Here is a 20289-nt window from a genome sequence, read left to right on the forward strand (position 1 = left end):
CGGCCACTCCCCCGTTCGCCGGCGCCGGACCCGTTCCGACCGCACCCCCGTGGCGGTCAGTTCCCGGCCGCGCCGTTCGGCGCGGCGGCCCCGGACGGCGCGGGCAGGTACCCGTCGAGCGCGCCGGACCTCATGAGCTTCGTGAGCAGCGCCGAGACGCTGAGGTCCCGCACGTCGGAGCCGGAGAGCGAGCCGAGCACGTTCGTCAGGTCCTCGCTGAAGGGCCGCGAGCCGTCCAGCCAGGGCCCGGCAAGGGCCTGCGCGGTCCGCGAGTGGTCGACGAAGCCGTCGACGGACCTGCCGAACGAGACGGACTGCACGAGCCGGTCGAGGAAGACGGACTCGCCCCCGACGATGTCGATGTCGGCGTTCTCCAGACCGGTGGCGAGCACGGTGACCTGGGCCTCCGCGACCCGGCGCTGCACGTCGAGACCGGCGAGGCGGATCTCCTTCTCGGCCTCCAGGCGCAGGCGGTACTCCTCGTGCGCGCGGGACGCCTCGTCGAGCGCGGCCATCGCCGCCGCCTTCTCGGTCAGGCCGGCGGCCTCGGCCTTCAGCTTCTCGCCGATCGCGGTGGCCTCGGCGAGGGCCTTCTGCCGGGCGCCCTCGGCCTCGGCGAGCGCCTTCTCGCGGACGCCCGCGGCCTCGGCGCGCAGCCGGGCCTCCGTGGCCTCCGCCTCCGCGCGGCCGGCCTTCTCGATGACGTCGGCCTCCTCGTTCCGGACCCGGACGGCCGCGAGCCCCTCGGCCGCCGCCTCGGCCTGGACGCCCTCGGCGAGGCGGATCTTGGCGCGGGCGTCCATGTCGGCGGCCTTGTTGCGGGCCTCGGCCAGGGTCAGTTCCTCGGCGGCCCGGTGCACGGCGGCCTGTTCGGCGGCCTCCGCCGCCTTGATGTCCTTGACGAGGCGTTCCTGGGCCTCCGCCTCCGCGGCGATGACGACGGCCTGCCGGGTGCGCTCGGCCTCCTCGACCGTCCGCAGCCGCTTGATCGACTCCTCCTGTTCGGCGACCGTGCGGTCCACGGCGATCCGCTCGCGGATCACCTCCGCGATGTCCCGGCGCTCCGCCTCGACCTCCTTCTCGGCGGAGATGCGGGTCAGTTCGGTCTCCCGGTCCCGGGCGATGACCTCCAGGAGGCGGTCCTTCTCGATCCGCTCGTTCTCGACGGCGATGACCCGCTCGCGGTTCTTCTGCGCGACGGCGACCTCGCGGGCCTGGTTCTCGCGCTGGACGCCGAGCTGTTCCTCGGTCCTGAGGAAGGCGCTCTGCGCCCGCAGCCGCTCCTCCTCCACCACCCGGGCCGTCTCGGCCTCCTCGCGGGCCCGCGCGGTGTCGATCTCGCGCTTCTGCTTGATCTCGGCGTCGGCCCGGCGGCGCTCCAGCTCCAGGATGGCCTCGCGGGCGTCGACGTCCTGCCGGGTGATCTCCTTCTCCTCGTGCCGGCGGAACTCGTTGGTGCGCACGTTCTCGACGGCGGTCAGCTCGGTGATCTTGCGGATGCCCTGGGCGTCGAGGATGTTGCCGGGGTCGAGCTGGCTGAGCGGGGTCTGCTCCAGGTAGTCGATCGCCGCGTCCTCCAGGCTGTAGCCGTTGAGGTCGATGCCGATGATCTCGATGATCCGGAAGCGCAGTTCCTCGCGCTTGGTGTAGAGGTCGGTGAAGTCGAGCTGCTTGCCGACGGTCTTGAGCGCCTCGGAGAACTTGGCGTTGAACAGCTCCTGCAGGGTCTCCTTGTCGCTGGCGCGGGCGGTGCCGATGGCCTGGGCGACCTTGATGACGTCCTCGACCGTCTTGTTGACCCGTACGAAGAACGAGATCCGGATGTCGGCGCGGATGTTGTCCCGGCAGATCAGGCCGTCCCGTCCGGTCCGGGAGATCTCGATCGTCTTCACCGAGATGTCCATGACCTCGGCCTTGTGCAGCACGGGCAGGACCACCTGTCCGGTGAAGGTGACGTCGACCTTCCGCATCTTCGAGACGATCAGCGCCTTGCCCTGTTCCACCTTGCGGAACAGCCGGCTGATCACGAGGAGGAGGACGAGGGCGACGAGCAGGACAGCGGCGACGAGCACGCCGATGCCCACGGTGATGGCATCCATGGGAGACCCCTGTGTCTGAGGAAGGGGGGAGAGCGGTGGTGGGGCGCGGGCCGGGCGGCACGTACCGGTGCGGGTGCGGCGCCGGGCGGCCGGCGGGGCCGTGCCCTCCGTGGCGTCACCATGGCACGGACGCCGACTTGTTCACATTGCCGTCGTCCGGCAATCTTTACGCATCCTTGATGCCGATGGCCGCCCCGGGCGGCGGGCGGTCCCGCACCGGACCGGCGCGTCGGGGGACCGGACGGCGGGGGCGGGGAGAGCGATGACGGAGCGGGAGACGGCCGGGGCGTACCTGGCGGGGTACGCGGAGGTGCTGGCGGACGCCTCGGCGACGGGCAGGCGGCTGACCCGTGACGAACTGGAGGCGCTGCGGGACCGGGGGGAGCGGGCCGCCGAGGCCGGGTTCGGGCTGCGCGCCCTGATCCGCGCGCACCTGTCGGCCGCCGGGAAGCTGCGGACGGAGCTGCCCCGGGCCGCCGCGGACCACGTCCTGGCCGTCGTCGAACAGGCCGTCGACGCCTTCGCGGAGGGGCACGAACGGGCCGGTCTCCTGGCGGTCCGCCAGGAGGCGGCGGCCCGGCGCGAGTTCGTCGACGACCTGCTGTACGGACGGAGCGACCTCGGGCGTCTCGCCGAGCGCGCGGAACGCTTCGGTCTGCTGCTCGCCCACGCGCACGCGGTGGCCGTGGCCCAGGGCGGGGAGCCGTACGAGGACGGCTCCCCCGTCCTCCGGCACGTCGAGTCGTCCCTGGTGGCCCGGTTCGGCCAGCGGCGCATCCTGCTCACCACGAAGGAGGGGCGGCTGGTCTGCGTCGCCCCGGCCGACGAACCGGAGGTGCCGGTCTTCTTCGCGAAGCAGGCGTACGCGGCGACCGACGGCGGCCAGGTGGCCATCGGGCGTCCCCACTCCGGTCCCGGCGGCGTCGTCCACTCGTACGAGGAGGCCCTGAACGCCCTCGACCTGGCCGCCCGCCTGGAGATGGACGACCCGGTCCTGCGCGCCGCCGACCTCCTCGTCTACCCGGTGCTCACCCGTGACCGCCAGGCCATGGCCGATCTGGTGACGAGCGTCCTGGGCCCGCTCCGGAGGGCGCGGGGCGGCGCCCGGCCGCTGATCGACACGCTCGTCGCGTACTTCGACACCGGCTGCGTCGCCGCCGAGACGGCCCGGCGGCTCTCCCTGAGCGTCCGGGCGGTGACCTACCGGCTCGACCGCGTCCACCGCCTCACCGGCACCGACCCCGGTGACCCCGCGCAGCGCTACACCCTGCAGACCGCCGTCATCGGCGCCCGTTTCCTGGGCTGGCCGGACCAGGAGCCGTGACGGGGCGGGGGACGGGCCGCCGGGTCGGCGCGGCGGCGGTTCAGGGGCCGGTGGACGGGCCGGGGGCCTCGAGGAGTTCGGCGAGGCCGGCGCGGGTCGCGGCGACCACGACGCGGTCCCCGGGGTGCAGGACGTAGTCGGAGTGGAGGTCCCACAGCAGGCCCGGCGAATCGTTCCGGCCGTGATCGGCGGGGCCGGGGCGGCGGGCCCCGGGGGCGGTGGTGTCGAGGGCCAGGACACGCCAGGCCCCGGGGCGGAACGCCTCCTCGACCGTGCGCCCCTCCAGGTGCGGCTGCCCGGCGACGTCGAGCGCGGCGAAGAGCAGCACGCGGCGTTCGACGGGGACGGCGCCGAGGATCCGGCGGCCCATCATGGCGGCGGCGAAGGCGGGCGCGGCGAGGGTGGAGACGCTGCGGCTGCGGGTGAGCGCGCCGGGGTGGGCGGCGCGCAGGGTGCGGTAGACGGCGGTGGCGAAGTCGTCGTCGTACAGGCGGAGGGCGACGAGCAGGTCCGGCGCGAGCGTGCGCGCGTACAGCGCGGCCTCCAGGTTGGTGGTGTCGGCGCTGGTGAGGGCGAGGAGGGCGTGCGCGCGGTGGACCTTGGCGGCTTCCAGCACGCCTTCCTGGGTGACGTCGCCGAGGACGACGGGGACCCGCAGCCGGTGGGCGAGCGCGACGCCCCGGGCGTCGGGGTCGTCCTCCACGCACACCACGGGGACGTCGAGTTCGCGGAGCTGGGCCAGGACGCGGGTACCGATCTTGCCGAGTCCCAGCAGGACGACGTGGCCGGCGAGTCCGCGCGGCGGGCGGCGCAGGGCGGAGGCGCTGCGGTAGGCGCCGAACGCCTCCAGGGCGCCCGCGACCAGGAGGGGCAGCAGGGCGAGGCCGACGAGCCCCGTGAGGAGCTGGAGGAGCTGGCGGGGGACGGACGCGTCGACGGCGGGTTCGGCGATCGCGAACAGGTCGAGCAGGGTGATGTAGACGGCGTGCGCCGGGGGGCCGTCCGTGACGGCCGACGAGACGACGGCGAGGACGGTGACGGCCGCGGCGGCGCCCACGAGGGCCCGGCGCAGCCGGGGCGAGAGCAGTTCCTTGAAGGAGGCCCCCCGGCTCGTCCGCCCGGGGGGCGCGGCCGGTTCGCGGCCGACGGCCTCCAGGACAACGGCGCCCCGGTCGGCGGCGGCCCGTACCGCGGCGTCGTCGGGGAGGAGCCGGGGCGCGTGCGGGCCGCTGCGGTCGGAGCCCTCGGCGCCGGCGGGGTCGCTGGCCGTGGACGACAGCAGGGCCAGGGTCGCGAGGGCGGGGGCGGCCCGGCGTCCGGGGCGGGCGGGCAGCCGTTCGGCGGCGCGCAGCAGCAGCCCGTCGGTCTGCACGATCTTGCGGGTTCCGACGACGGCGGTGGCGGCGAGCGCCGGGGCGGCGGTGTCCGCGTCCGACAGGACGACGGTCGAGGTGTCGTGCCTGCCGCGCACGCTCTCGGGGACCGTGAGGTCGGTGACCTGGTCGAGCAGCTCGGCCATGCGCCGGCCGAGGTTGCGGTTGTACATCCTCAGGACCAGGCGGATGCGCGGGTTGAGGCGCCGCGCGAGGAACGCGGCCCGCATGTTGGTCTCGTCGTCCTCGTAGAGGAGGGCGAGGGCCTCGGCCCGTCCCACGCCGGCCTCCGAGAGGGCCTGCTCGCCGGGTGCGGCAGCGGTCGTCTCCCGCACGCCCGGAAAGGGGTCCGGGCCGGGGGCGTCCCCGGGCGGCGCTCCGGGACGGCCGACCGCCGCGCCCACGCGGCCGAGGAGCGCCGAGGCGCGGGAGGGGCCCGCGGGCGGGTGCGCGGTTCCCCCGGAGCCGGGCGGCGGTACGACCAGGGTGACGGACTGCCGGTACACGTCGGCGAGTTCGGCGGCGATCCGGTGCGCGAGGGCGTCGTCCCCGCACACGACCATGTGCCGGCCGGTCCCCGGCCTCCCGTCCGGCCGGTGAGGCGTCGTGGACATGGTTTCCCCCCTCGGATGCAGGGTCCCGGGGCCGTGACGGTCCTGGGCGCCGCCCGCGCGGGCGGTGCCGTCCCGGGCCGGGGCATGGTGTCACGCGGCGGGACGCCGGTTCACTGCCGGTTCCTGGAAGTCTTCCCCCTCCACGGTTGCCGCCACCGTCCCCGCGGCGGGCGGTGGCGGCGACCGTTCGCGGGCCGGCCGTGAACCGAATCGCGGGCCGGGCCGCGAACCGGGCCGCCGGCGCCCGCGGCGTCGCGCGCGCCGGGGCCGGTGGGCGTCGGCGTCCTTGGGGGTGATCTCGCGGAGCGCGGCGTCGCGCGCGCCGGGGCCGGTGTCAGAGGCACCCGTCACACTGGTGGCATGAAGCTGCCACGCATTCCCTGTGGGACCTGTGGCCGGCCCATCGCGGCCGGCCCGGTCGCCGGACGCCTGGGCAAGGGCCGTGTCGCCCGCCACGACGCCCCCGGCATGCGCGCCAGGAACCCCGGCGCCCTCGTGTCCTGCCGGGGTTCCCTCGCGATCGTGGACCTGCCCGTGGGACAGATGGAGTTCCCCCTCGACGAGACCGGTCCCGAGGAGGCGTCCGTGCCCGACGCCCAGCCGGTCCTCTTCTGACCGGGCGCGGCACGGCCCGGTGACGCCCGCGCCCGCTCACCCGGCGGCGCCGCGGCACCGGCCCGTCCGGCTCAGGCGCCGGACGCGGTCCCGCCGAGGGTGGCGACGAGGTGGGGCGGGAATCCGGCGGCGCGCAGGGGGGCGTACACGTCCCGTTCGAGGTCGGGCAGGTAGCCGAAGAGGACGTCGGCCGGACCGGCGATCTCGACCTCGCCGCAGGCGGCGGGCAGCAGGAGCGTCTCCGCCCGGCCCAGTTCCCCGGCCCAGTCGCCCGTGCGCACGCGTACGGGCGCTCCGGCGTTGGACAGGACCTGCGCGGTGGCGAAGGAGCGGCGCAGGGGCTCCTGCGTACCGGTCCGCCAGCGTTCGAGGGCGAAGTACGGGCCCGCGCACAGGAAGAGCCGCTCCGCGCCGTCCCCGGCCGCGATCCTCAGTCCGGGGGTGAACTCCGGCCTGCTGTCCGGGTCCACCTCCTCCATCAGCATGTCGAGGTTGGCGGCGAACTCGGCGTCGTCCACGGGCGATCCGTCCTCCATCCGCCAGCGCATCGCGTGCTGCTGGATGTCGGAGGTCTGCTCGATCTCGTAGACGAGCGTGCCCGGGCCGAAGGTGTGCGGGGTGCCGCCGGGCACGTAGAGGGTCTCCCCCGCGCGCACCGGCAGGCGCCGCAGGACGGCGTCGAAGTCCTGCGTCTCCAGCGCGGCGCGCAGCCGGTCGCTTCCGACCCCCTCCCGGACGCCGCACAGGACGGTCGCCCCGGGGACGGCGTCGAGGACGTGCCACGCCTCGGTCTTGCCGTTGGGCTGTCCCTCCAGGCGCCGCGCGGTCTCGTCGTCGGCGTGCAGGTGGACCGGCAGGGTGCCGGTGGCGTCGATGAACTTGGTCAGGATCGGGAAGCGGTCGCCGGTCCATCCGGGGCCCATCAGCATCTCCGGATGGTCGGCGACCACCTGGCGCAGGCTCCGGCCGGCGAGCGGTCCCTCGGTCACGACGCCGACGTGGCCGTCGACGTCGCTGCACTCCCAGGCCTCGGCGACGCTCCAGTCCGGGATGCCGGTCTTGCCGAGGCGGCGGGCGAGGGCGTGCCCGCCGAACACCAGCGGCTTCACCGTGACGGTCAGACGGAGCGGGTACGGGCCGACGGCGTCCGGGCTCACAGGATCGGCTGTCCGCCGGTGACCGCGACCCGGGCCCCGGAGATGTAGCTCCCCTCGTCGGAGGCGAGCAGGACGTAGACGCCGGCGAGTTCGGCGGGCTGGCCGGGGCGGCCGAGCGGCACCTGGGAGCCGAAGCCCTCCACCTGGTCGGAGGGCATGGTGGAGGGGATGAGCGGCGTCCAGATCGGGCCCGGGGCCACGCTGTTGACCCGGATGCCCTTCGGGCCGAGGAGCTGCGCGAGGGAGCCGACCATGTTCGCGATGCCCGCCTTGGTGACGTTGTACGCGAGGAGCTGCGGCGGGGGCGTGTCGGAGTTCACCGAGGTGGTCGCGATGATCGACGCCCCTTCGCCCATGTGGGGCACGGCGGCCTTGGTCAGGTGGAAGAAGGCGCTGAGGTTGGTGGCGAGGGTGTGGTCCCACTCCTCGTCGGGGACGTCCTCGACCGCGTCCCGGGTCATCTGGAACGCGGCGTTGCTGACCAGGACGTCCACCCGGCCGAACTCCTCCACCGCCTTGGCCACGACCGACCGGCAGTGCGCCGGGTCGGTCAGGTCGCCGGGGACCAGCACGCACCGGCGGCCCGCCTCCTCCACCCGGCGCCGCGTCTCGGCGGCGTCGTCGTGCTCGTCGAGGTAGGAGACCAGGACGTCGGCTCCCTCGCGGGCGTAGGCGATGGCCACGGCGCGGCCGATGCCGCTGTCTCCACCGGTGATCACCGCCGCCTTGCCGGTGAGCCGTCCCGAGCCCCGGTAGCTCTCCTCGCCGTGGTCGGGCCGGGGGTTCATCGCGGCGGTGGAACCCGGGGGCGTCTGCTGCTGGGGAGGGTAGGACACGACGGCATCTCCTGGGGGGACGGGACGAACCGCGTACGGGTTCACCGAGCTCCGCCGAGCATATGCGAAAGGTACTTTTGCGACATTTCATCGGAGCAGTCGGTTGTTCACCGAAGCGGCCGGCTCTTCGCCGGAGCGGCCGGTTGTTCGCCGACGCGACCGGTTCTTCGCCGGAGCGGCCGCTTGTTCGCCGGAGCGACCGGCCCTCCGGAAGCGGCGCCCCCGCCCTTCCGCCCCCTCCCTCCCCTCCGCCCGCGAAGGAGCCGCGCGTCCGGGACATGTCCGGGACGGGCCACGGCCTTCGCCGCGGGACCCGGGGCGGCCAGGATGGCCGTGGCGGCGGTACGCGTCGGCCGCGTCGCACCCGGTGCGGCGCCGGAGCCGTCCGCGCGCACGAGGGGAACGGCGCCGCCGGAGACGTCCACGGGAGGGCCGGGTGCAGGCACAGAGGTTCGGATACGCGGTGTCGCCGTCGGCGGCGATCGACGTCGGGACGACGTCCGATCACCTCGCCGACCGGAAGCGGCGGGGGCGGCGGCGGTTCAGGACCACCCTCCTCGTCCTGGCCGTGATGTGCGGCGGCGCGGGCGCCTGGGCGGCGTCGGAGGGACGGCCCGACTGGATTCCGGCCGCGCTGCCCCTCCTGCTCGCGCTCCCGGTGGGGCTGGTGGCGGGGTGCGCGAGGGAGCTGTACGTGATCTCGTCGGTGACGCGCTGGGTGAACCGCGGGCCCTGGCAGGCGTGGCCCTGCCGCATGGAGGAGCTGCCCGACAAGCCGCACCTGCGCCGGATCCTGATGCTGGGTCCGGACGGGACCGTCGCCCGCGAACTGTGGTCGGAGGTCCCGGTGCCGGTCTGGCTGGACCGGACCGACGGGCTCGGTCTGCTCTGGTTCTGCGGCGACCTGAGGTTCGGCGGCGTGTTCGCGGAGCCCGGGGGCGCCCCGGTGTGGCGGGCCCGGCCGGCCGAGCCGGGCAAGGAACTGCACGCCGCGCCCGCCGCCCCGGCCTCCGGCGGGGAGAACGTCCTCCTCACCGAGCTGACGCGCCAGGCGGCGAGCACGGTGTTCGGCCGCCTCCTCGGCGGCTGAACCGGGCCGCCGCGCCCCCGTGGACGCGCGGAACACGGTGTGCGCCGACCCGTCCGCGCCGGCCGGCGGGTCGGCGCGGGTGAGCGCAGGGTCCCGCGCCGCGGCGCCGTACGCGCCGTCCGGAACGGGTCCGCCACGGAAGCGGGCTCCGAGGAAGTCAACTGGGGTTGACGATCGGGGATGAAGTCAACCATGGTTGACGCATGACCGGAATTGATATCTCGTCGATCACCGAGAACGCCGATCCCGTCGACGCGTTGCGCGAGGCGGCCGAGCTGCGCCGCCGCCTGGAAGGGCAGGAGGAGATCCTGGTGCACCGGGCGCGGGCGGCGGGGACGACGTGGGCGCAGATCGCCCAGGCGCTGGGGGTCTCGAAGCAGGCCGTGCACAAGAAGTACGGCGGCCGGCGCCTGTTCGGCCGGACGGAGGCGTGATGATCATGGCCTCACCCCTCGACGACGCGGTACGGCGAACGGCGGAGCGGATCGGCGCCCGACGGCGTGGTGCCGTGGTGGTGGGTGCCGTCCGGGGCGGGTGGTCCGGGCTGCACGGCGCGGCTCCCGGCACGCTCTTCGAGATCGGTTCCGTCACCAAGACGTTCACCGCCCTGGTCCTGGCCCGGCTCGCCGTGCGGGGTGTCGTGGGGCTGGACCAGCCGCTCCGCGACCTGCTGCCCCGCGACATCACGGCCCCCGAACGCGGCGGCGAGGTCATCAGGCTGGTCCATCTGGCCTGCCACACCTCCGGCCTCCCCCGGCTGCCCAAAGGCGTCCTGCCGCGAGGCGCGTTCCGGCCGGACCCCTACACCGGCTGCACGGGCGAGCTCCTGATGGACGGATTGCGGCGGACCCGCCTGCGGTCGGTGCCCGGCACCCGCTTCCGCTACTCCAACCTCGGCGCCGGCCTGCTCGGGTACGTCCTGGCGCGCCGCACCGGCACCGACTACGACACGCTCGTCCGCACCGAGGTCTGCCGTCCCCTCGGCATGACCGACACCCGCGTGGTCCTCGATCCCGGACGCGCCGCACGGCTGGCCGCCGGCCACTCCCGCACCGGCCGTCCCCGGCCGCCCTGGCACCTGGCCGCCCTCGCCGGCGCCGGCGGTCTGCGCTCCACCGTGCCCGACCTGCTCGCGCTGGCCCGGACCCAGTTCGACCCCGCGCCCGGGGAGTTCGCCGAGGCCGTCGCCCTCACCCACGCCACCGCCCACCGCGTCAACGCCGGAACCGCCGTCCACCCCGGCTGGATCTCGGCCGCCCTCCCCCGCGACCGGCACCGGATCCTGTTCCACACCGGCGGCACCGGCGGTTACCGCGGCCTGCTGGCCGTGGCTCCCGAACACCGGGCCGCGGTCGCCGTCCTCAGCGCCGACGCCCGGCCCGTGGACCGTCCCGGCCTCGACCTGCTCGCCCGGATCATCGCCCTCGGGCCCGGCCCGGACCCCGTCCCGGCCGCCGCCGGCGCCTGACCGGAAGCCGGTGCTCCCGTGCCCCGCGGCCGACGGGAACCCGGTCGCGGGAAACGTGGCAGGGGAGGCGGGTCCTCGCGGGGATGGGTCACCGCGCGGAGGCGGGCCCTCGCCCGGCACGGCCCGAGAACCGGCATGTCCGATCCGTCCATGGAGACTTCACGCCGAGCATGCGCCCGGGACCGGCCATTCCGCACGGACTCCCGATTTTCACCGGCCGGGGAAGCCGCGTTCGCGCCATGATCACGCCGCCGCCGGCCCGGCGGCCGTCGACACCTGTGTGATCAGGGGGGAATCGAGTCATGCCCGGAAGCACCCGCACCACCAGGAGCCGCACCCGGATGTGGCGCCGCGCTCTGGCGGCGGCGACCGTCCTCGCGGCGACCGGAAGCATCCTGACGGTCGCGCCCCAGCCCGCCCACGCGCTGCCGGCGCGGCCGATCGCCGACCCGGTGCACTACTGGAACGACGTGCTGCAGGACATCTTCCGCAAGTCGGTCGGCGGACCGGTCCCGTTGACGCGCGCGGCCGCCATGATGAACGCCGCGATCTACGACGCGGAGAGCTCGTACCAGCTGAAGTGGAAGGGCCGGATGACGTCCGAGGCGTACATCCACGCGGAGAACTACGCGGGCTGGGTGGAGGGACCCGACGAGGAGGAGCGGGTCGTCGGGCGCACCGCGTACAACATCCTGCTCAACCTCTACGGCGCGAACCGGCCCAACAAGAGCGCGCCCGACTTCACGGCCTACCTCGACCAGCGCTTCCGCGAGCGGTTCGGCACCGACCCCACCGGATTCGACCTGCTGGACGCCACCGTCGTCGGCGGGATGGTCAGCCAGATGATGAACGCCCGTGCCGGGGACGGCTCGGACACCAACGAGTCGTACACGGGGACCGGGCAGCCGGGGGCCTGGCGGCCGACCAGCTACCCCGACATGGTCGACTCCAAGTGCCAGGTGGACGGCGACGCGGTCAACCCGGCCTGGGGCAAGGTCAGGCCCTTCTCGCTGAGCTCCGGCTCGCAGTTCCGGCCCACCAGGCTCACGCAGTACGTCACGTACGAGAACCTCGTGGCCAGCCCCGAGTACAAGGCCCAGGTCGACGCCGTCCGGCGGGCCGGCGCGGCCGCCCCCACGGCCGCCACGCCGGTGATCAACCGCACCCCGGACCAGCTGAACGCCGCCTGGTTCTGGGCCAACGACAACGACGGCACGTACAAGCCCCCGGGTCACATGCTCCAGGCCACCCGGGAGGTCTCCCAGGCCCGGGGGCTCAGCACGTACGCCAACGCCCGCCTCTTCGCGCTCGTCTCGATCGCCCTGGCCGACACCGGCATAGCCGTCCGCGACGCGAAGTTCTCCACCCCCCTCGACCTGTGGCGGCCCGTCTCCGCGATCCGCGAGGGCGGCCTCGACGCCCAGTGGAAGCCGCTCCTGAAGAACAGGGACGGCGTCAACGTCAACCCGTGCTTCCCCGCCTACGTCTCCGGCCACGCCTCCTTCGCCGGGGCGTGGGCGGGCGTGATGAAGCGCTTCTTCGGCAGCGACAACATCTCCTTCGACCTCACCACCGACGAGCCGCTGGCCCCCGTCAGGCAGCGCCACTTCACCAGTTTCAGCGCCGCCGCCAAGGAGGACGCGGACAGCCGCGTCTGGCTCGGCGTCCACTACCCGTGGGACGCCGCCGACGGCCTCGTCCTCGGTGACAAGGTCGCCGGCCAGGTCTTCACCACCAAGCTCCGCGCCCTGTGACGCCCACCGCGGAGCGGGTTTCCCGGCCCCGCTCCGCGGTGGCCGGGTCCCGTCCCCGGCGCACGGGTCTCACCGTGCGGCTTCCGGGGGCTCCGGGGGATCGTACGGTCGCCACAGGGAGGGGTAGTCGGGGTGGTCCCTGTAGCGGTCGGCGATGGCGCACACCCGGCGGTCGGCCTCGTGGTAGGAGATACCGCCGGGCCGCACGGGGAAGCCGACCCGCAAGGTGTGCACGGCTTCCTCGAGCCGGCCGAGGAGCCGGCTCCCGAGCGGGACGGAAGTCCTGTGGAATTCCTCCTCGATGCGGGCCTTGCAGAAGTAGTAGATGCGAGGAAGCTCGAACATGCTGGTTCGTCCGCGCATCCGGTCGGTGTCAAGGGGATCCCGCAGCAGGTATTCGTCGGGCGGTTCAGGACGCCCGGCCGGCTCTTCCGCACGCTCTCGACGGAACTCCGGTACGTCGTCCGCCGAGGGGGCCGGTGTCTCCGGCCGCGGAGCCGGGGACGGCGGACGGACGTGCCCCGTGGGGACGGCGGGCCGCTGAGTCGGGTCCACGAGCATCTCCTCCTGTGATGGGGGGGATCCGAGGCGGAACGGGCATCGCCGGTCGTGACGACCGTTCGCGGCGCGCGGTGGTCCGTTCCGGCGGCCCGGGATCCCGTACGCACCCGATCGTAGAAGGCCGGTCGGACACGGCGGGCGAGGGCCGGGCGGTCGACTCCCCTCGTACGGCACGGTCGCGGAGAGCGGCCCCGGCTCCTACCGGCTCGCCGTCATGGGGCCGGCCCCCGTGACGTCCGCCGGGGCCGGCCGGCCTCTCCCGCCTCCCGGACCCGTACGGCGGGTGCGCTCACTGGCCCACCCGGCCGTCGATCCGCTCGCGAAGGAGGTCGGCGTGGCCGCAGTGCCGCGCGTACTCGGCGATCTGCGCCACCAGGATCTCGCGCAGCGGCGCCTCCCCGGTCCGTGTGCCGAGGTCGGCGAAGCCCGCGATGAAACGGTCGGTCACCTCGCTCTCGGCCCGCCACTGCCGCCAGGCGTCCTCCACGACCGCCGGGTCGGCGACCGCTCCGTTCCAGTCGCCGTCACGGTCTTCGGGAGTGCGGTAGATCCTGGGCGAGTCCTCGCCGGCCATCCGGCGGAAGTGCCGTTCGTCCTCGGCCATGTGCCGCACCAGCCCGAGCAGCGACATCGTGGACGGCGGTACGGAGCGCCTGGCCATCTGCTCGGCGTCCAGGCCCGCGCACTTCATCTCGACGGTCAGGCGGAAGTAGCGCAGGCTCTCCAGCAGGGAACCGCGCTCGTCGACCGTCTCGACCTCCGTCTCGCGCGGATCGTCGTCCGGATCGGCCCACATGTCGGGGTAGACGGTGGAAGGGGTCCACCGGGTCACCGCTGCTTCGTCGTCGTGCTCGCTGGGGTCCACGACCCCAGTGTGGTGCGCGTCGGATCCGTCCGCCACCGAATATCGCGTCCGGGCCGACCGGTGGCCGACCACGTCCCGCCCCCCTACGGCGTCCGGACCGGCACACCGGCCTCATGACCCGCGCCTTCGAGCCGCCGCCGACGGGCAGACCGAGGGCGAACTCGACGGGCGCCGGCCCCGTACCGACAACAACGAACGATCGATCCGGCAGACATGCGACCCGCCGGACAGGCTCCCTAGGGCGCGTGTCGAAAGTGGCGTCGTCCGCCCGGAGGGCGGGCCCGGCGGTGTCTGGTGCGTGCGATCGCACGGCGGAGGGCCGCCCCGATACTGGATGTATCGGGGTGAGCCCGACAACGCCGCTGGGGGCGCCCCCGTGCCCGAAGGGCTACGGGGGAGTGCGTGCCGGGCGCCGCCGGGCAGACGGGACTTTCGACACGCGCCCTAGTGCTGGGCGTGGCCGGGGGTCCGCCGGACGCCGGTGACGGCCAGGGCGGCGCCGGCCACGCAGAGGACTCCCGCGGTCAGGGCGGCGGTGTGGACCCCGTTCATGAAGGCGTGGTGGCTGCCTTCGAGGATCGCCGACCTGAGCTGTGCGGGTGTGCCGGTGGCGAGGGGCGCGATGCCCATGGACACCGCGTCCCTGGCTTCCAGCAGCGCGGTGGCCGCGGGGGCGGGGACGCCCGCCGCGGTGAGTTCGCCGGTGAGGGTGGTGTTGACGCGGCCGGCAATGAGGGAGACGAGGACGGAGGTGCCCAGCGCGCCTCCGATCTGGAGGGCCGTGGCCTGCAGGCCGCCGGCGACGCCGGCGTCCTTGACGGGGGCGTTGCCGACGATGGCGTCGGAGGAGGAGGCCATCACCATGCCGACGCCGAGGCCGAGGGCGATGAACGGCGGCCACATGAGGCCGTAGGCGCTGTCCGCCTCCCAGGTGAGCAGGGCGAAGCACGCGGCGGCCTGGAGCAGCATGCCCAGGGGCATGGTCAGGCGTGGCCCGAACCTGTCGGTGAGCGCGGCGCCGAGCGGGGAGGCGACGACGGAGGCGAGGCTGAGGGGCAGGGTGCGCACGCCGGCCTCGACGGGGGTGAAGCCGCGGACGTTCTGCAGGTAGATCATGACGAAGAAGATCACGCCGAGCAGGACGAAGAAGTTCAGCGCGGTGATGATCGTGCCGATGGTCAGGGCCGGGTTGCGGAACAGGCGCATCGGCAGCAGCGGGGAGGCGACCCGGGTCTGCCACCGGCCGAAGAACACGAGGACCAGCAGGCCGGTCCCGATGGTGCCGAGGGTGCCGGCGGAGGTCCAGCCCCAGGTCTCGCCCTTGACCACGCCGAAGACGAGGGCGAGCAGCCCGACGGCGAGCAGGACGACGCCGAGGACGTCGAACTTCTCCCGGGCCGCGTGTTCGTTGCGGCTCTGCGGCAGGACGGCCGCGCTGAAGGCGAGGGCGACGACGCCGACGGGCGCGTTGATGTAGAAGACGGACTCCCAGCTGACGTTCTGGACGAGGAAGCCGCCGACGATGGGTCCCAGGGCGGTGGAGACCGAGGAGACCATGGCCCAGATTCCGACGGCCATGCCGAACTTCTTCGGCGGGAAGACGGCGCGCAGCAGACCGAGGGTGTTGGGCATCAGCAGGGCGCCGAAGAAGCCCTGGAGGGCGCGGAAGGCGATGACGCCCTCGATGGAGCCGGCCAGGCCGATGGCGACGGAGGCGAGGGTGAAGCCGGCGACGCCCACCAGGTAGAAGGTGCGGCGGCCGAAGCGGTCGCCGAGCTTGCCGCCGAGGATGAGGGCGGCGGCGAGGGCGAGGAGATAGGAGTTGGTGACCCACTGCAGGTCCGAGGTGGAGGCGCCCAGGTCGCGGCCGATCTCGGGGTTGGCGATCGAGACCACGGAGCCGTCGAGACCGACCATGAACAGGCCGAAGGCCACGGCGAGCAGGGTGAGCCAGGGGTTGGAGCGACGGCTGCGCGCCGTATCGGCGGGCGGGGAGTGCGACGGTTCGGCAAGGGTGCCGGCGGAGGCCATGGGTGTGTTCTTTCGTCGTGATGAAACGCCGAGTCGGCGCACGGCGCCCTGGGGACGACCGGCTGCGACGGGCAGAAGGGAAACGGCACGGAAGGGCCCCGGCTTGCCCATCGGGCACGCTGCGGTCCGATGGGCGGGCCGGGGCGCCGAAAAGGTTCAGCGCGCGGTGCGCAGGTGCTCGCCGAGCGACTGGAGCGAGCCCAGGGCGGAGCCGAGGGCGTCGAGTTCGCCGTCGGTCATCGCCCGCAGGACCTGCGCGGCGCGGTCTGCCATGAGCTGCGTGACCTCGCCGACGCGCCGTTGCGCGGCCGGGGTGAGGTACAGGTGGGCGATCCGCTTGTCGGCACCGTCCTGGCGGCGTTCGAGGAGCCCCTGCTCGGTGAGCTGGGTGACCAGCGCGCTGACGTTGTTCGGCTTCATCCGTACCGCTTCGGCGGCCTCACGGACCGTGGTGCCGCCGTGGGTCTCGACGTACCGCAGCAGCGTGAGCTGCGCGTCGGAGGGCTTGGGGTGCGGATAGTGCTGGTCGACGTGCCGTTCGATGGCCCGGGTCAGCGCGGGCAGGCACGCCACGAGGCCGAGGGCCAGGCGGTCGATGTCCCGGGAGGACGCGCTGTGCGGAGGCATGGCCCGAATTTAGCTATACAGAGATACCTATGTCAAAAGATGCACCGCTTCCGACAGGCACCGGCCCGAGTCCCCCGCACGAGACGAGTCCCGGAAGGGGGTCCGTCCCGCTTGTGGGTGAGAACCGGTTCCACGAGCGGATTCGGGGTCGGCGGGGCTCCGGAGCCCCGCCTTCGGTCCCGCTCGCGCAAGGGACCGTTTGTGAGGATTCCGCGAGGTGCGGCTGCCAGGGACCCCGTCACGGCCGCCTCCACCCGTCGCGCCTACGGCGCAGGCCGCCAGGCGTTCGCCGCCTGCCGCGCGGCCGAGGGCCGCACAGCGGTGCCGGCCTCCGGTGATCAGACGGTGAAGCGGTCGGGATCGGCGGACTTCCAGTCGGTCGCCCAGGAGGCGGGCGGCTCGGCGAGCAGCTGGCCCGGCCGGAGCCACTCGTAGAGTTCTTCGTAAGAGCGTTCGGTGACAGGGTCGATCCGTCGGCGGAGCATGTGCGGGCGCAGTTGCGCGGGGTCGGTGACGCCCATGGAGGCCATGATCTGCAAGGCGCTGGCCACGGTCGCTTCCTGGAAGCGCTGGACGCGCAGTGTCTTGTCGGGGACATCGATCGCGCGGGCCCGGCGGGGGTCCTGGGTGGTGACGCCGGTGGGGCAGGTGTTCGTGTGACAGCGCTGGGCCTGGATGCAGCCGACGGCGAACATCATCGCCCGTGCGGCGTTGCCGTAGTCGGCGCCCTGCACCATGCGCTTGACCAGGTCGGTGCCGGTGGCGATCTTTCCGCTCGCCCCGATCCTGACGCGGTCGCGCAGGCCCGTTCCGACGAGGGCGTTGTGCACGGTGAGCAGGCCCTCGGTGAGCGGGGTGCCGACGTGATCGGCGAACTCGAGCGGCGCCGCGCCCGTTCCGCCCTCGGCTCCGTCCACCACGATGAAGTCGGGGGTGATGCCCTCCTCCAGCATGGCCTTGCACACGGCGAGGAACTGCCGGCGTGAACCGACGCAGAGCTTGAAGCCCGCGGGCTTGCCTCCGGACAGGTCCCGCATGCGGGCGACGAAGCGGACGAGTTCCCTGGGGGTCGAGAAGACCCGGTGGTACGGCGGGGAGACGACCGTGCGACCCTCGGGCACTCCCCGGACCCGGGCGATCTCGGCGTTGACCTTGGCCCCTGGCAGGACACCGCCGATGCCGGGCTTCGCTCCTTGCGAGAGCTTCAGGGACACGCATTTGACGTGGTCGTGGGCGGCCTTGTCGGCGAACCGGGACGGATCGAAGTCGCCTTCGTCGGTCCGGCAGCCGAAGTACCCGGTCCCTATCTCCCAGACGAGGTCGCCGCCCGGGCGCAGGTGGTACTCGGAGAGACCGCCCTCACCCGTGTCCTGGGCGAAACCGCCGGCCGCCGCGCCCCCGTTGAGCGCGAGGACCGCGTTGGCCGACAGGGAGCCGAAGCTCATCGCCGAGACGTTGAGCAGCGCCATGTCGTACGGGCGGGCACAGCCGGGGCCTCCGATCGGTACGCGAGGAGGCGTCTCAGGAACCGCGCAGGGTGCCATGGAGGGCACGAGGAACTCGTGGCCGGCCTCGTACACGTCCCGTTCAGTGCCGTAGGGCTCCTCCGCGTCAGTGCCCTTGGCGCGCTCGTAGACGATGTCGCGCACGTCCCGGTCGAAGGGGCGGCCGTCGTAGTTCCGCTCGATGAAGTACTGCTGGAGCTCTGGACGTATCCGTTCCAGGAGGAAACGAGCATGCCCGAGGACGGGGTAGTTGCGCAGCACCGAGTGCCGGTGCTGCAGCAGATCCCACGCCCCCAGCAGGCCCAGGAGGGTGAGCGGAACAGCGGCGAACCACCACAGGGCCGAACCCCCTGCCGCGGCCACGGCCGTCGTGCCCGCGGCACAGAGAATCAGTACGACGATCACCATACGTATCACGCGGTCCGCCTTGCCCGGTGACAGGTGACCACGCTCTTCACCTGCTCAAAGATCTCTAAAGTCTTCGGACGGGGCACGTGATGTCGTGGTCGCCCGCCTCCAGGCTCGTACAGTCGCCGGGGCCTGCGGCCGACTCCTCAGCGCACCGCCGCGATCCGTCCTCGGCCCCACCCACTTCTCCCTTCGAGCACGCTCACGAACTCATGGAGAACCGTGAACGCCACCGACCACGAGCGTCCGGCCCACCGGGGGGCAGGACTTGGCGGGCCCCGGCCCGCCTGCGGTGGCCCGTCCGGCATGCCGCACGTCATGCGCCGTCCCTGCCCCCCGAAGCCCGCATGCCCCTGGCACGGGCGGCCCTGGTCCCCGTGGCGGAGCCGAAGAAGTCGAGGACCTCGAGAGCGAGGCCCGGCTGGGAGGCTGAGGCCAGTACGCCTCCGCCGAATGCCGAGCTGATGGCGGTGTCCCCCGGCAGCGGTCCGGCAATGACGACGCCCGGCAGGTCCATGAGCTCGCTGTGCTGCTGGAATGCCAAGTCGGCCTGGCCGGAGGACAGCAGGCTGCCGACCGGCACGCCCGGCGGTGCCTGGACGAGCCGGCCGGCGAGCGCGTCGGCAAGGCCCAGCCGGCTGATCAGATCGAGCAGGTCCGTCCCGCTCGGACCGGTGGAGTGGGCAATCCTCTTCGCGGACCGCAGAACGGCCCGCAGGTCGGAGTCCGAGTCGAGCACCGGAACCGGTGATCCCGCCGGCACGGCGGCCACGACCTGGGAGATCCACAGCGGCCGCGCCGTGCCTGCCAGGAGGTAACCCTCCTCCTCCAACGCGGTCAACGCTCCGTCAGCGAGCACGAGCAGGTCGGCCTCGGCGCCCTCGCGCACCCGCCGTGCGATGTCGACCCCGCCGGCGGCCTCGAAAAGCACGGGCAACCCGTGCACGAGCCGGATCTGCTCGGACAACTCGGCCAGCAGGGGCCGTGTCGCCATCGAAGACAGTCCGGAGATCACTCTCATCACGTCGCCTCCTCGGTGTCCGGCAGATGGTACGGCGCTCGTCGGAGCCGCTCGACGCGGGTCTGCGAAACTGACCGCGTGAGCACAACCCGGAGCACAGCGGCTGGAAAAGTCCTCGACGTCCTCGCGGCCTTCGACCGCGAGCACCCGTCGCAGACGCTGTCGGAGATCGCCCAGCGCACCGGCCTGGCCCTGAGCACCACGCACAGGGTGGTCGCCGAGCTGGCGGCGTGGGGAGCGCTGGAGCGGGGGGAGGACGGGTCGTGGCACGTCGGGCTGAGGCTCTGGGAAATCGCCTCGGGATGCCCGCGCACCCAGATCCTGCGTGACGTGGCGCTGCCTTTCATGCAGGACCTCTACGAGGCGACCCACGAGAACATCCAACTCGCGGTGCGCGAGGGCACGGAGCTGGTGTTCGTCGAGCGGATCGCCGGGCACCGGTCGGTGGAGCTGGTGACGATGGTGGGAGCCCGTTTCCCGATCGGCTCCACCGGAATGGGGCGGGTGCTGCTGGCCCACGCGCCGCCGGACATCCAGGAGGAGGTCCTCGGATCGCCGCTGCGGGCCTGGACCCCGCACACCGTCACCGACCCCAGGACTCTGCGCACGCAGTTGGACCGTATCCGTCGGGAACAGGTCTTCGTCAGCGATCGGCAGCTCTCGGAGAGCACCGTCGCGGTGTCGGCGCCCGTGCGGATCGGCCGGAGCGGTCCTGTCGGTGCCGCACTGGGGATCGTGATCACGGCACGTGGTGCGAGCCGCGCGCGCGGACTGCGCGAGCCGCTCCTGAGAGCCGCGTACGGGATCTCCGACGAGCTCGGCCGGCGTACCCGCCCCACTCCCTGAGAACCGAGCGGGCTTCCGCCTGACGGAAACGCCGGAGACCGGCCACGGCCCCGGGTGTCAACGTTCGACGTGTTCGGAACGTTCACCGTTGCTCA

Annotated in this window: 17 protein-coding genes; 7 read left to right on the forward strand and 10 right to left on the reverse strand. The window is 73.4% G+C overall.

What is annotated here, in order from left to right; all coding sequences use genetic code 11:
• Positions 1 to 56: 56 nt before the first annotated feature.
• On the reverse strand, positions 57 to 2099 hold the full coding sequence (locus ACFYZY_RS23445; protein ID WP_388697360.1) for a flotillin family protein: 2043 nt from the start codon (positions 2097 to 2099) through the stop codon (positions 57 to 59).
• A 262-nt stretch (positions 2100 to 2361) separates the two neighbouring features.
• Between ACFYZY_RS23445 and ACFYZY_RS23450 the strand changes: the two genes are divergently transcribed.
• Positions 2362 to 3423 carry a PucR family transcriptional regulator gene (locus tag ACFYZY_RS23450; protein WP_388697363.1) on the forward strand — a complete coding sequence of 354 codons (1062 nt, stop codon included), beginning with the start codon at positions 2362 to 2364 and terminating at the stop codon, positions 3421 to 3423.
• 40 nt (positions 3424 to 3463) lie between these two features.
• On the opposite strand, the gene ACFYZY_RS23455 is transcribed toward ACFYZY_RS23450, so the two are convergent.
• The gene (locus ACFYZY_RS23455) at positions 3464 to 5410 is read right to left on the reverse strand and encodes an NAD-binding protein (protein WP_388697365.1); all 1947 of its coding nucleotides are present in this window, start codon (positions 5408 to 5410) and stop codon (positions 3464 to 3466) included.
• Between the two features lie 360 nt (positions 5411 to 5770).
• Here ACFYZY_RS23455 and ACFYZY_RS23460 point away from each other — a divergent pair, with 360 nt between their 5' ends.
• Positions 5771 to 6025: a hypothetical protein gene (locus ACFYZY_RS23460; RefSeq protein ID WP_388697368.1), complete on the forward strand. Its 255-nt coding sequence runs from the start codon at positions 5771 to 5773 to the stop codon at positions 6023 to 6025.
• A 71-nt stretch (positions 6026 to 6096) separates the two neighbouring features.
• On the opposite strand, the gene ACFYZY_RS23465 is transcribed toward ACFYZY_RS23460, so the two are convergent.
• Together ACFYZY_RS23465 and ACFYZY_RS23470 are read right to left on the reverse strand one after the other, a co-directional pair.
• A complete protein-coding gene (locus ACFYZY_RS23465) occupies positions 6097 to 7182 on the reverse strand; it encodes a type I phosphomannose isomerase catalytic subunit (RefSeq protein ID WP_388697370.1) in 1086 nt (361 codons plus the stop codon).
• Entirely contained in the window at positions 7179 to 8018 is an 840-nt protein-coding gene (locus ACFYZY_RS23470) for an SDR family oxidoreductase (protein ID WP_388697372.1), read from the reverse strand. The genes ACFYZY_RS23465 and ACFYZY_RS23470 overlap by 4 nt, the downstream gene beginning before the upstream one ends.
• A 436-nt stretch (positions 8019 to 8454) precedes the next feature.
• On the opposite strand from ACFYZY_RS23470, the gene ACFYZY_RS23475 reads away from it, so the two are divergent.
• From ACFYZY_RS23475 to ACFYZY_RS23490, 4 genes are all read left to right on the forward strand, one after another.
• Positions 8455 to 9108 (forward strand): hypothetical protein, encoded by a 654-nt coding sequence (locus ACFYZY_RS23475; RefSeq protein ID WP_388697375.1) that lies wholly within the window; start codon positions 8455 to 8457, stop codon positions 9106 to 9108.
• A 203-nt stretch (positions 9109 to 9311) separates the two neighbouring features.
• Positions 9312 to 9542, forward strand: coding sequence for a hypothetical protein (locus ACFYZY_RS23480; RefSeq protein WP_388697377.1), 231 nt, complete (start codon positions 9312 to 9314; stop codon positions 9540 to 9542).
• A gap of 5 nt (positions 9543 to 9547) precedes the next feature.
• The gene (locus ACFYZY_RS23485; protein WP_388697379.1) at positions 9548 to 10576 is read left to right on the forward strand and encodes a serine hydrolase domain-containing protein; all 1029 of its coding nucleotides are present in this window, start codon (positions 9548 to 9550) and stop codon (positions 10574 to 10576) included.
• Between the two features lie 302 nt (positions 10577 to 10878).
• A complete protein-coding gene (locus ACFYZY_RS23490) occupies positions 10879 to 12330 on the forward strand; it encodes a vanadium-dependent haloperoxidase (protein WP_388697382.1) in 1452 nt (483 codons plus the stop codon).
• A 69-nt stretch (positions 12331 to 12399) separates the two neighbouring features.
• Here the strand turns inward: ACFYZY_RS23490 and ACFYZY_RS23495 are convergent, their stop codons facing one another.
• The 6 genes from ACFYZY_RS23495 to ACFYZY_RS23520 all read right to left on the reverse strand — a co-directional run bounded on the left by ACFYZY_RS23495 (position 12400) and on the right by ACFYZY_RS23520 (position 19321).
• Positions 12400 to 12675, reverse strand: coding sequence for a hypothetical protein (locus ACFYZY_RS23495; protein ID WP_388697384.1), 276 nt, complete (start codon positions 12673 to 12675; stop codon positions 12400 to 12402).
• A 505-nt stretch (positions 12676 to 13180) separates the two neighbouring features.
• Complete coding sequence (locus ACFYZY_RS23500) at positions 13181 to 13756, reverse strand: DinB family protein (protein WP_388697387.1); 576 nt, start codon at positions 13754 to 13756, stop codon at positions 13181 to 13183.
• Between the two features lie 444 nt (positions 13757 to 14200).
• Positions 14201 to 15787, reverse strand: a complete 1587-nt coding sequence (locus tag ACFYZY_RS23505; protein ID WP_388697389.1) for an MFS transporter — start codon at positions 15785 to 15787, stop codon at positions 14201 to 14203.
• A 156-nt stretch (positions 15788 to 15943) separates the two neighbouring features.
• The gene (locus tag ACFYZY_RS23510) at positions 15944 to 16414 is read right to left on the reverse strand and encodes a MarR family winged helix-turn-helix transcriptional regulator (RefSeq protein WP_388697390.1); all 471 of its coding nucleotides are present in this window, start codon (positions 16412 to 16414) and stop codon (positions 15944 to 15946) included.
• A 338-nt stretch (positions 16415 to 16752) separates the two neighbouring features.
• Positions 16753 to 18336 carry an FMN-binding glutamate synthase family protein gene (locus tag ACFYZY_RS23515; protein ID WP_388697393.1) on the reverse strand — a complete coding sequence of 528 codons (1584 nt, stop codon included), beginning with the start codon at positions 18334 to 18336 and terminating at the stop codon, positions 16753 to 16755.
• 307 nt (positions 18337 to 18643) lie between these two features.
• Positions 18644 to 19321 carry a substrate-binding domain-containing protein gene (locus ACFYZY_RS23520; RefSeq protein ID WP_388697395.1) on the reverse strand — a complete coding sequence of 226 codons (678 nt, stop codon included), beginning with the start codon at positions 19319 to 19321 and terminating at the stop codon, positions 18644 to 18646.
• 105 nt (positions 19322 to 19426) lie between these two features.
• On the opposite strand from ACFYZY_RS23520, the gene ACFYZY_RS23525 reads away from it, so the two are divergent.
• Positions 19427 to 20194, forward strand: a complete 768-nt coding sequence (locus tag ACFYZY_RS23525; protein WP_388697398.1) for an IclR family transcriptional regulator — start codon at positions 19427 to 19429, stop codon at positions 20192 to 20194.
• The last annotated feature ends 95 nt before the right edge of the window (positions 20195 to 20289 follow it).

Source organism: Streptomyces sp. NPDC001744, assembly GCF_042892575.1.
GTDB lineage: Bacteria > Actinomycetota > Actinomycetes > Streptomycetales > Streptomycetaceae > Streptomyces.